The 11,206-nt window shown below is 54.9% G+C and carries 10 protein-coding genes; 9 read left to right on the top strand and 1 reads right to left on the bottom strand.

Annotated features, from left to right (window positions below; translation table 11 throughout):
- Positions 1–83 precede the first annotated feature (83 nt).
- The 8 genes from ACF8AM_RS16035 to ACF8AM_RS16070 all read left to right on the top strand — a co-directional run bounded on the left by ACF8AM_RS16035 (position 84) and on the right by ACF8AM_RS16070 (position 8,157).
- Entirely contained in the window at positions 84–2,579 is a 2,496-nt protein-coding gene (locus tag ACF8AM_RS16035) for a DUF1549 domain-containing protein (RefSeq protein ID WP_392556611.1), read from the top strand.
- 66 nt (positions 2,580–2,645) lie between these two features.
- The gene (locus ACF8AM_RS16040) at positions 2,646–4,661 is read left to right on the top strand and encodes a c-type cytochrome domain-containing protein (protein WP_392556602.1); all 2,016 of its coding nucleotides are present in this window, start codon (positions 2,646–2,648) and stop codon (positions 4,659–4,661) included.
- A complete protein-coding gene (locus ACF8AM_RS16045) occupies positions 4,658–5,419 on the top strand; it encodes a biotin--[acetyl-CoA-carboxylase] ligase (RefSeq protein ID WP_392556603.1) in 762 nt (253 codons plus the stop codon). The genes ACF8AM_RS16040 and ACF8AM_RS16045 overlap by 4 nt, the downstream gene beginning before the upstream one ends.
- Positions 5,420–5,723: 304 nt before the next feature.
- A complete protein-coding gene (locus tag ACF8AM_RS16050) occupies positions 5,724–6,056 on the top strand; it encodes a prepilin-type N-terminal cleavage/methylation domain-containing protein (protein ID WP_392556604.1) in 333 nt (110 codons plus the stop codon).
- Between the two features lie 7 nt (positions 6,057–6,063).
- A complete protein-coding gene (locus tag ACF8AM_RS16055; RefSeq protein WP_392556605.1) occupies positions 6,064–6,621 on the top strand; it encodes a Tfp pilus assembly protein FimT/FimU in 558 nt (185 codons plus the stop codon).
- Positions 6,618–7,067 carry a hypothetical protein gene (locus ACF8AM_RS16060; protein WP_392556606.1) on the top strand — a complete coding sequence of 150 codons (450 nt, stop codon included), beginning with the start codon at positions 6,618–6,620 and terminating at the stop codon, positions 7,065–7,067. The genes ACF8AM_RS16055 and ACF8AM_RS16060 overlap by 4 nt, the downstream gene beginning before the upstream one ends.
- On the top strand, positions 7,064–7,624 hold the full coding sequence (locus ACF8AM_RS16065) for a hypothetical protein (protein WP_392556607.1): 561 nt from the start codon (positions 7,064–7,066) through the stop codon (positions 7,622–7,624). The genes ACF8AM_RS16060 and ACF8AM_RS16065 overlap by 4 nt, the downstream gene beginning before the upstream one ends.
- A 188-nt stretch (positions 7,625–7,812) precedes the next feature.
- The gene (locus ACF8AM_RS16070) at positions 7,813–8,157 is read left to right on the top strand and encodes a hypothetical protein (protein ID WP_392556608.1); all 345 of its coding nucleotides are present in this window, start codon (positions 7,813–7,815) and stop codon (positions 8,155–8,157) included.
- A gap of 42 nt (positions 8,158–8,199) precedes the next feature.
- Here the strand turns inward: ACF8AM_RS16070 and ACF8AM_RS16075 are convergent, their stop codons facing one another.
- Positions 8,200–8,877: a metallophosphoesterase family protein gene (locus ACF8AM_RS16075; protein ID WP_392556609.1), complete on the bottom strand. Its 678-nt coding sequence runs from the start codon at positions 8,875–8,877 to the stop codon at positions 8,200–8,202.
- A gap of 216 nt (positions 8,878–9,093) precedes the next feature.
- On the opposite strand from ACF8AM_RS16075, the gene ACF8AM_RS16080 reads away from it, so the two are divergent.
- The gene (locus ACF8AM_RS16080; RefSeq protein ID WP_392556610.1) at positions 9,094–11,196 is read left to right on the top strand and encodes a vWA domain-containing protein; all 2,103 of its coding nucleotides are present in this window, start codon (positions 9,094–9,096) and stop codon (positions 11,194–11,196) included.
- Positions 11,197–11,206: the final 10 nt, after the last annotated feature.

Below are 11,206 nucleotides of genomic sequence, written 5' to 3' on the forward strand. Positions count from 1 at the left end.
AAGCCCGAAGCGAAACCCAAACCGAAGCACGCCGCCAAGCCGCTGAGTCGCTTGGAGCCACTACGCCAGCAAAAGGAGTCGAAATGAACTGGTCCTTCCATCGATTGACTGTTCACGTATTGGGGCTGGCTGCGATTGCAATCGCGGTGATCTCGATCCGTTCAGTCTCCGCCGCTTCCCCGGAAGCCATCAAGAGCAAGCCAGGTGAATTGCCCCAAGTTGATTTGGCGGTTTATCCCCCTGAGATCTCGTTGACCACCGCTGGCGAATTTCAATCTTTTGTCGCTGTCATGCGTCGCGAAGATGGCGTGACTGAAGACATCACCGACAAGGTTCGTTGGTCGCTAGGCGATGACAAGCTTGTCAAGATCGACGGGCATCTGCTGCGTCCGCTGGCTGATGGTGAAACAACCTTGAATGGACGGTTCAGCGGAACCACGGTCGAAATCAAGGTCAAGGTTGCTCAGGCAGCCACGCATTCCCCTGTGAGTTTCATCAAAGACGTGATGCCAACCTTGACACGTTCGGGTTGCAACACCGGTTCGTGCCACGGAGCCGCACGCGGGAAAGATGGTTTCAATCTCAGTTTGTTTGGCTTTGATCCGAACGGTGACTACCAACGAATCACGCGTGAGATTGGTGTCCGACGAATCAACCTGGCCGTCCCTTCGGAGAGCTTGTTGCTGAAGAAGTCGATCGGGTCGGTTCCACACACGGGCGGGAAATTGTTTGGCGTGGACTCGGATTACTACGAGACCCTGCACAGTTGGTTGGAAGCAGGGGCTCCGAAGGACCCCGCCGATGCACTGCCTCCCGCAGTCACTTCCGTTTCGATTTACCCGCGGCAAGTTGTCTTGGAAGGAACAGGAGCGACCCAGCGTTTTGTGGCGGTTGCAACCTATGAAGATGGCACCACTCGTGACCTGAGTCGTTTGGCCCCTTTCTCGACCAATGATGCGTCCGTCGCTGCGATCGATCAAAACGGTTTGGCAACAGCTGGTGCGCGAGGCGAAGCCTTTGTGATGGCCCGCTTTGATACGCATACCGTTGGGTCGCAAGTCTTGACCTTGCCTGCCGATCTGAAATACACGGCGCCGGAACCTCAGCCGAGCAGCTATGTGGACGAATTGGTTGACAAGAAGCTGCAGCAATTGCGATTGGTTCCCAGCGGGCAATGCACTGACCAGGAATTCATTCGACGCGCAACGATCGATATCACCGGTTTGTTGCCCACCGAAGAAGAGCTGAACCTGTTCGTCAACGATGTGGCCCCTGATAAACGCGAGGCATTGATCGATCGATTGCTGGAGAGAAAAGAGTTCAGCGAAATTTGGGCGATGAAGTTTGCTCAGTTGCTGATGATCAAAAGCACCAACCAAGTCAGCAAAAAATCAGCCATGCTGTATGCGAGTTGGTTGACCGACCAATTCGCTCGCAATGTTCCTGTCAATGAGATGGTGCACGATCTTTTGACCAGCACCGGCGGGACTTTTGGCCAACCGGCGACCAACTTTTACGAGATCGAACGTGACACACTGAAGACAGCGGAAAACGTTGCTCAGGTCTTCATGGGGATTCGCACTCAGTGTGCTCAGTGCCACAACCATCCGTTCGATCGTTGGACCATGGACGATTACTACGGGTTCACTGCTTTCTTTAGCCAAGTGGGGCGAAAGCAAGCGGAGGACTACCGCGAGAAGATTGTTTACAATCGGTTCAGCGGTGAGACCAAGCATCCGGTGACGAACAAAAACGTGCCACCCAAATTCTTGGGTGGAGAGGCTCCCGATACAAAGGGAAAAGATCGTCGCGAAGTGTTGGCGGATTGGTTGGTCGACGGAGAAAATCCCTTCTTTTCCACTAGCATTGCGAACCGAGTGTGGGCTCACTTCATGGGATCTGGCTTGGTCGATCCCGTGGATGACATTCGGGTCAGCAACCCGCCGAGCAACCCCGAGTTGTTTGATAAGTTGGGCGACAAGTTGGTGGAGTACAACTACGACTTCCGCAAATTGGTTCGTGACATTTGCACCAGCCGTGCTTACGGTCGCAGTACCAAAACGAACGAATCCAACGCCCATGATTCGCGAAATTACGCTCATGCGACGATTCGGCGTGTGCCGGCGGAAAGCTTGTTGGATTGCATCTGCCAGGTGACAGAAAGCCCTGAGAAGTTCAGCGGTTTGCCGCTTGGGAGTCGCGCTGTCCAAATTTCAGACGGTGCAACGTCGAACTACTTTTTGACAACGTTTGGTCGCTCGCCTCGTACCACCGTGTGTGATTGCGAAGCGACAACGGATCCGTCTTTGTCACAGGCTCTGCACTTGCTCAACGGCAGTTCCGTGCACAACAAAATTGTTCGTGGTGGATTAGTCAAACGCTGGATGAAGGACGAAAAGTTGGAGCCCGAAGCGGTGCTTGATCGCATCTATCGACGTGCTCTCAGCCGAGATCCGTTGCCAGAGGAACGTGAATCGGTCAAGCAGCTTCTTTCCGAAGAAGGTGCCGATCCTCAGGCGGTCATGGAAGACGTCTTTTGGGCCGTCCTCAACGGCCGCGAATTCGTTTTCAACCACTGATCCTGCTTTCATTCACTTTTAGTCAATCTCATGATGTTGCATCTTCGTTCGATTTCACGACGGTCCATGCGGTTTGGGAACGTATTTGTATGCTTGGCTGGCGTTGCGGCAGCGAGCTTGTCCGCAGGCTTGCTTGCTGACGATGCGAAGACGACCGATGCGGCGAAAAAGGTCACGTTTGAGGACGATGTCAAACCGATCCTCCGTCAGCATTGCTTGAACTGTCACAGCCAGAGCGATAAACGCGGCGGGTTGGCAATGGACTCTTACGGTGCCTTGATGGAAGGTGGCGGCAGCGGCGAAGTCGTTTATGACGACGGCGATGCTGAAACCAGTCGGCTTTGGCAGTTGGTCAATCACGATGACACGCCGGTCATGCCTCCTAGCCAGCCGAAGCTTCCTGCAGAACAGTTGCAGGTGATTCGATCGTGGATCGAAGGTGGCATCTTGGAGAACTCAGGGTCCAAGGCAAAAGCGAAAAAGAAAAACGCGTTGGCATTTGTAGCGAGCACCAGTGGGCGTCCAGAAGGTCCGCCGCCTATGCCCGAGGCATTGCCGCAAAAGGTTCCTGTGGTGACGAAACGAGCTGCCGCGACCACTGCAATTGGGGCCAGTCCCTGGGCGCCCTTGGTCGCGCTCGCAGGGCAAAAGCAAATCACGCTGTATCACACCGAAACCGCCGAACTGCTGGGCGTGCTGCCTTTCGAGGAAGGCATTCCACAATCGATTCGGTTCAGCCGCGACGGTCAATATTTAATTGCTGGTGGCGGTGAGCACAGTGTCAAAGGAATCGCGGCGGTTTACAGCATCAAAAATGGAGAACGCGTTGCTCAAGTGGGCGATGAACTGGACACCGTTTTCGATGCCGATGTGAACGATAACATGACGCGAATTGCACTGGGTGGTCCTCAACGCATGCTGAGGATCTACGATGCCACCGATGGCACTTTGCTGTTTGATATCAAGAAACACACCGACTGGATTTATTCTGTCGCGTACAGTCCGGATGGTGTCTTGGTTGCGTCGGGTGACCGCAGTGGTGGCTTGGTGGTTTGGGAAGCGGATACAGGCCGTCAGTATCTCGACCTGACAGGGCACAAAGGTGCCATTCGCTCGCTCGCGTGGCGGGATGATTCCAATGTTTTGGCCAGTGCGAGCGAAGACGGCACGGTCAAGTTGTGGGACGTGAACTCCGGAAAAGCGATCCGTTCGATCAACGCGGGCAGTGGTGGCGTGACTGCTGTTCAGTTCGACCACAAGGGGCAACTGGTCACGGCCGGCAAAGACCGCAAAGTGCGATTGTGGGATGCCGGCGGCAAGCAGATCAAGGAATCCCCGGCAGCTTCCGAAGCCGTTTTGGAAGTGGCGATCACTCACGACAGTTCGAAGATGATCTATGGCGACTGGACCGGTGCCGTCCGGATGTCTGCGGTCGCGGATCCAAAGCAGATTCAGAATCTGGCGGCCAATCCTCCGCCGGCGAAAGAACGCATTGGTGCAGTGGAACAAACTTTGGCATCGATCAAAGTCAAACTGACGCCTTTGCAAGCGAAACGCGATCAGACTGTGTCTGGATTGCAGGCCGCACAAAAAGCTCTGGCGGACATGGATGCCAAGATCAAGCAACAATGTGAAACGATCGCGAAACGCCAAGCGGAGATCGCAGCCAAGAAGGCCAAGCGAGAAAAGGCGATCGCCGGGTTGCCTGCTTTGGTGTCGAAATCTCGTGATGCGTTTGATTCCGTCATCGCGTCTCGCGTTGGTCTAGGCAACGCACCCGACGATGCCGCTTTGGTTGGAACCGCGAATCTGGAAGCAGCACTGGCGACGCAGCTCACCGCGATTGCTCAGCAACGTCGGTTGGTTGTTCAAACGAAGAAGGATGAAGCGGCGCTCGCGGGGACGTTGAAGTCCTTGCAAGGTGATTTGGCCGGGATGCAGACGAAGCGAACTGAAATCGAGAAAACGGTTCAAACGGCGAAGGTTGCTGCCGAGCAAGCGGAGAAGGCCTATGCGGCTGTGGCTGGTGAACTCAGTGAAGTTGAAAAGAAGAGACAGTTGTTGGCCGAAGCGATTCAGTGATTTCGTCGATCGTTCGTCTGCCAACGGTTGATTCGACAAACTCGTGGTCATTGGGTTGGCTGCGGAAGGCGACCGAGACGCAGCTTCAGCAAGAGCTTCCTAAGCTGGTGGTCGCTGAACAGCAGACCGCCGGGCGCGGGCGCCATGGGAAATCATGGTTCGCGGCCGAAGATGGATTGGCATGCACGCTGATCGTGCAGGCCACCATTGAATTGCTGTCCATTGCGGTGGGGGTTGCTTTGGCGGAAGCCATCGAAATGGTGGCCGGACCGACTTCGGTTCAGTTGAAGTGGCCCAACGATGCTTGGATGAATGAACGCAAGGTTGCCGGTGTTCTGATCGAGCGACATGGCGAGGGGGCGATTCGCGGCGAGTCTTACTTTGCCATCGGCATTGGCTGCAATCTGCGTCAGCATCCGACGTTGGATCAAGTTGAGGCGGGCGCCGTGCCACCTACGTCTGTTGCTGAAGCGACGGGCAAATTGATCTCGAAGGATCAGATTCTGGACACTCTGGCCCCGCATTTATTGGAGGTCATCGAGGAGGTGAGGAATCAGCCGCAGGACCTGCTGCAACGTTTTGAGAGCCGCAATGTCTTGCGTGGCAAAACCGTTGTATGCCGCATAGGCGGAAGATCCGTCCAGGGACGCTGCGAGGGTTTGCAGGGAGACGGCAGCCTCTTGCTTCGTACAAACGAAGGTTTGTTGGCTTGCAACAGTGGAGATGTTCGGCAATTGCGGCGGCACGGTTCCATTTAGCCAATTTGGCGAGATCCTTGCGGCGTTTGTTCCATTCGGGCGACGACTACTGTTCCCGTCTGCAACGGTTGCGAATGCCTAAGCGACTTCCTGGGGCCTGTCTGACAATTTCCGCGGGCCTGCTTTGAGGCGGAATTCCCGGCAGTTTTCGATCTGAAAAATCTTTTAGGTCGATTTCCGTCCACCATTGGTTTTCTGACCTACGTTTCAGTGGAGGTGATCACGACTGTCGGATCATTTCTCGGGTTCTGTCCGCAAGGACTTCCGTCCCCACATTCTTCTCATTCAGACCAAGTCTTTTGAAATGAAACGTACTAAAAAATCTGGCTTCTCTTTGTTGGAAGTGATCGCCGCTGTTGTGATTCTCGCTGTCGTGGCTGCCGCAACAGTTGCGACTGTTGCTCCAATGCGAGCAAAAAGCGAAGACAAATTGGCGGAGCAAGACATCGCATCGCTCAACGCGATGGCTCAAACCTATTATCTGGAAATGGGTTCGTACCCACGTAACATCGCTTACTTGGTTCGCGAAAACTATATCAAAGCAGACGATACCGCTTCGCGTGCTCGATACAACAAGCTGCGTCAGTATCCGTATGACGCCACGACGGGAACGTTCAGCAAGCCTGTGACGAACTAGTTCAGTCATGTCTTTTTCTCCGCAACGCTTTCTTTCAGTGATGCCTCGTCAGGATGCTCGTCGTCGTGCAGCGGTGACATTGGTCGAAGCGTTGTTGGTCATGATGGTCTTGAGTGCTTCGCTGTTGGCTGCACCTCGTGTGGGACAGCTTTTTTCGCAGCGGACAACTGTGCGTCAAGATTCGGATGTCGTGCTGCGTTCCTTGCGTCTCGCTCGCGAGACAGCGTTGACTCGTCGCTGTTCCGTGACGGTTCGATGGAAATCGGTGCGTGATGAGGATGGCGAAAACCGAATGGTCGTTGACATGACGGCAGCACCAGGAATTTACAGCGATGGGACGGACGCTTTTGGCGCAGCCTCTTTACCAGGGGCGTCCACTTGGATGACGGACCCCATTGAATTGCATCCGGACGTCAGTGTTCGGGCGAATGCATCGCGCATCGTTTTTGACCCGACCGGAACCGCGGATCGAGATTTGGAGTTGAAGGTTTACCGGGATTCCGAATCAATCGACGTCTTTGTCCAGGCAGCGTCTGGAAACATCTATCAGAATGCATCCCCATGAGCGGTTCGAACATCTTGTCGAAGACTTGCACTCGAAACCAATTTAAATCGGTTCGATGTGGAGCGACGTTGATTGATGTTGCTGTTGGCGCCGCTTTGCTCTCGCTGGTTTTGATTCCCGCGTTGAACTTGATGGGACAATCCAGCCAATTGATTCAGCGAATGGATCGGCAAGATCAACTTTTGTTTGAGGCCGAACGTTTGGTGGAACAAACCAAGATCGATCTCTGTGATCCCATTCAATTTGCCAGCATGCGTGGCACGCTGACGGCGGCCGTCGTAGGCGACGAAACCAAATCGATGCGATCGGAAGTTTCGGTGACGGATTCATTGGTGCCAAACTTGGTCACGATCAACGTGACGGTCTGGGAAGACGAAAACAACAACGGTTCTCTCGATCCAGGTGAGTTGAGCCAGGCGTTGCGGACTCAGTGGAGTCAACCATGATGATTCATCGCACTTCTTTCTCACGTATCAAGCGAGCTGATCGAATGGGCGTGAGCCTAATCGAAACCATCGCATGTGTCGTGATCGTTGGAACGTTGGCAACCAGCATGGTTGGAATGATGCGTGGTTCGGCGCGTGTTACCGCAATGTCGTTAGGCCATGAGGGCGTTTCGGCTGAGGGACGCAAAGCCTTGCGTTTCGTGTCAGGACGAATGCGAGACCTCTCCAACTCGGGCCTGTCGATCACATCGGTTCGCTCAAGTGATTTTGTTGTCAGTGATGGCGTGAGTTCACGACGAGTTCGTTTCGAGGTTCGACGTGCATCTGATGGTGTGAACCGTTCTTTGGTGATGGTCGATCCATCGTTGGGCGAAACCGTTTGCTTGGAAAGTTCCGTCCAGTCCTTTGCGATGAGCGGGATCGATGTCGCCGGTCAACTCGTTGGCGTTCAGTTTTCTTTGCATCTGCAAGCGTCCGCCGAACGTGCTGCTGAATTGCGCCCTGATCATCGGACCGCAGAGATGACCACCGTCCTTTGTCTGTCGCCACAACTATGAACACTGCACTCCATTCCAAACGTTCGTTGAAGACGGCAACCATTTGTCGCTCCTGTGTCGCTGTTGAGGTTCGACTGGGATCGTGTCGAGCGGTAAGACGTCGGAGAGGATCGGCCGTTGTGCTGAGTTTTCTCGCGATGGCTGTTCTTTCCCTGGCCGCTATCAGTATTGTCCGGTCCCATCGGCGATTGAACATTCGTTCTGCGAGTGTTCGTCAGCAGGTGGAAGGTCGTTTGGTCGCCGAGGGTTTGATCCACCGCAATGTCGCCATCGCTCGCACCAATGGTGCTTTGCCAACTGCGGATCTGGACGCCGAGATTGCAGCCTCGTCGTTTCCCGATGCTTGGCTGGCACCTCCGGTGGTGGACGTTGCCAACCAAACCGTCACCTTGCAGGTGTACATGTACCAAGGCGCGACGACACCAGCCGCAAGTGTGACCACTTCATATGCTTCCGCGACACCGTCTCCTTCGCCAACAGCACCAACGCCCGTCGTGCCAGGGCCTGCGGTCGTGACGCCTGCTGCGTTTTGACCTTGCGAATTTGATGTTCGTGATCGAATTCGCCTAGGCGGTTTAGGGCAACAAGACGCCTTCTTGATTGGCCTGCCAAACCTGACGAGTGCGGACTTCCATCGCGGTCAAGCAACCTCCGCCATAGCAGTGCGTGTCCAGGCAGACCAAGTGCCCAACGTCAAGGATTTGTCCTTCGTGGTTGGCCGTGTGGCCCACGAATGCTGTTTTGCCACTTTGGTGTGGTTCCGGCACGCCTTGTCGAAGCGAGTGCCAGCGGAGCATTTCGACGGTCTGTTCGTCCAGCGGAACGGCCGGGTCGTAGGCCGCGTGAGTGAAGAAGTAGTCTTCGAAGACAAAGTAATCGCCCAAGGACTCAAAAAAGACACGATGCGTTTCGGGCAGGAAATCCAATCCGCCATCGAATCCGTAGCTGTCTAGCGTTTCGACTCCGCCGTATCGCAACCAACTGTGGTGTGATTCGCTGCCACGAAGCACATTGAGCATCATTTCTTCATGATTGCCTTGAAGTGCAACCAATTGGGTTTTCTGACCGTACTGCAGGAGGGTGTCGACTGCCCCTTTGGAGTCCGGTCCGCGGTCAACGACATCGCCCAGGGTGACCAAAATGTCGTGGGGCTGTGGATCGATCGCTGCGAGAATCGTCTGCAAAGCCGCGTTGCAACCGTGGATGTCTCCGATGGCGATCAAGCGTCCCGTGGATTCGTTTGTTTGTTCCATCAAATCAGCCTGATCCTCAAGTCAACGACGTTTCGAACTACGCAGGGAAGGATGTGAATCGGACTTTCGATTACAATCAAAGGGTTCAAATCGTCGCGAAAAACGTTTGAAAGAGTGTCCGGAGCAATCTCGAATCGCAAATCTTCGCCCATGACCGCTGGTTTGCAATCCCCATCGCCCGGCTTTGTGAACGCAAACAGGTGAAAATCGGATTTCATGAGCGACTCATCGTTTCTTCAATCGATCAAGAAAGCATTGCCGACACGCTCGCGGTCTGAAACCGCAGAGGCGGAAGCGGACAATGCCGTTCACCCATACGACACGGGGGATTCGCCCGATCTTTGGGAAGACGAATCGTTCTGGGACGCTGACGAGACGGTTGCGATGGTCGGCAGCATGCTGGTGCATCTAATTGTGATTTTGTCACTGGCGTTGGTGCAGTTGCAAAATCCGGTGGATGACGAAGCCGTGGTGATGATCGCACCGCCACCGGAATACGAAGAGGCGGTGGATCTGATCGAAGAAATTGTGGTCAGTGATCAGCCGCAGGTCGAAATCGGTGCGGACGCGCTGGCTGAATTTGACATGGCGGAGGCTTCCGCAGCAACGTTTGCCGAAATCGCTAACATGGTCAGTCCTGTGGATCTGGAACCCACTGACCTAGGTGACATCATGGTCAACAAGATGTTCAGCCAACCAGTGGCACCGCAGGATCGATTGTTGGACCAAAAAGGTCGCGTTGGGCAAGGAACCGCGGGTGCCTCGGGCGCCGTGGACCAGATCACGTTCGAGGTGATGCAAGCCGCCGAAGAACGACCGACGTTGATCGTTTGGTTGTTCGACCAAAGTGGTTCTTTGACACGACAACGCCAAGACATTCGCGACCGATTCGATCGAATTTACGAGGAACTCGGATTGCTTCGTGAGCAATTGGATTCCAAGACGGCGGGCGAAGATCCAAACGGTCCTGCCGAGCCGCGGGTGCTCACGTCCATTATCGGGTTCGGTGAAAAGGTTCAGTTATTCACCGAAGAACCGACCGCCGATTTGGATCGAATCAAGCAAACCGTTGCGGACATTCCGGTCGACAACTCGGGGACAGAACGCGTCTTCACCGCCATCGAATCCGCCGCCAAACAATACAAATCGTTGCGTCGCAATGCGGGGCCTCGCGGTCCGAAACGCAATGTGATGTTTGTTGTCGTCACGGACGAGCGAGGCGACGACGCTCATCTGCTGGAATCTTCGATCAGTTCCTGTCGCAAATGGGGAATCCCTGTCTACGTGGTCGGGGTGCCGGCTCCATTCGGCCGAGAGCACACGCTGGTGAAGTACGTCGATCCCGATCCGGAATACGACCAAACGCCTCAGTGGGCCCAAGTCGATCAAGGCCCGGAAACGTTTTTGCCGGAACGCGTTCAATTGAGCTTCACGGGTGATTTCGAGCAGGAGCCCGTCATCGATAGCGGCTTTGGTCCCTATGGTTTGACGCGTCTGTGTTACGAGACCGGCGGGATTTACTTCACCGTGCACCCCAATCGTAATGTTTCGCGAGAGGTCCGGCGGGGTGAGATCGATGCGTTCACAGCGGACCTGCGTGCGTTCTTTGATCCCACCGCCATGGCTCGTTATCGTCCCGATTATTTGTCGCCGCAGGACTACGTCAAAGCTGTCAAGCGAAGCCCACTGCGTCAGGCATTGATCGCCGCCGCCCAAATCAAAAACGTCAGCGGGATTCAGCGCCCACAAACTCGGTTTGTGAAACGCGACGAGGCTGGGTTGGCTCAAGCGTTGACGGTTGCTCAGCAGGACGCGGCGAAGTTGGAACCGGTGCTGATTCAGTTGGCGGCCACGTTGGAACAAGGGTTGAAGGATCGTGACGAGGAAGAAAGTTTGCGTTGGCTGGCCGGATTTGACTTGGCGTACGGACGAGTGTTGGCACAAAAAGTCCGCACGGAGACTTACAACGCGATTCTCGCGAAAGCGAAACGAGGAATGCCGTTCGAAGATCCCAAGAACAACACTTGGGTATTGAAGCCGGCGGACGAAATTTCAGTCGGAAGTAAATGGCAACGCGAAGCGGACACCGCCCGGGAATTCTTAGAACGTGTGGTTGCCGAGCACGAAGGCACGCCTTGGGCCATGCTTGCCAAAAAGGAATTGGAAGTCCCGATTGGTTGGAAGTGGACCGAAACGTTCACGGACTTGTCGCCTCCGCGTCGCAATGGCGGTAACGGTGGGAACAACAATCCCCCGCCGCGTGACGATCAGAAACGGATGATCAAGCGAGCTCCCAAGCGTCCGGTGCCGAAGCTTTAAGCAAGTCGGC

Origin of the sequence: Rhodopirellula sp. JB055, assembly GCF_043100905.1 — a bacterium.
GTDB lineage: Bacteria > Planctomycetota > Planctomycetia > Pirellulales > Pirellulaceae > Rhodopirellula.

Coding starts and splice junctions, on each gene's coding strand:
- ACF8AM_RS16035 (WP_392556611.1), top strand. CDS start 84: ATGAACTGGTCCTTCCATCGATTGACTGTTCACGTATTGGGGCTGGCT.
- ACF8AM_RS16040 (WP_392556602.1), top strand. CDS start 2,646: ATGCGGTTTGGGAACGTATTTGTATGCTTGGCTGGCGTTGCGGCAGCG.
- ACF8AM_RS16050 (WP_392556604.1), top strand. CDS start 5,724: ATGAAACGTACTAAAAAATCTGGCTTCTCTTTGTTGGAAGTGATCGCC.
- ACF8AM_RS16055 (WP_392556605.1), top strand. CDS start 6,064: ATGTCTTTTTCTCCGCAACGCTTTCTTTCAGTGATGCCTCGTCAGGAT.
- ACF8AM_RS16060 (WP_392556606.1), top strand. CDS start 6,618: ATGAGCGGTTCGAACATCTTGTCGAAGACTTGCACTCGAAACCAATTT.
- ACF8AM_RS16065 (WP_392556607.1), top strand. CDS start 7,064: ATGATGATTCATCGCACTTCTTTCTCACGTATCAAGCGAGCTGATCGA.
- ACF8AM_RS16075 (WP_392556609.1), bottom strand. CDS start 8,877: ATGGAACAAACAAACGAATCCACGGGACGCTTGATCGCCATCGGAGAC.
- ACF8AM_RS16080 (WP_392556610.1), top strand. CDS start 9,094: ATGAGCGACTCATCGTTTCTTCAATCGATCAAGAAAGCATTGCCGACA.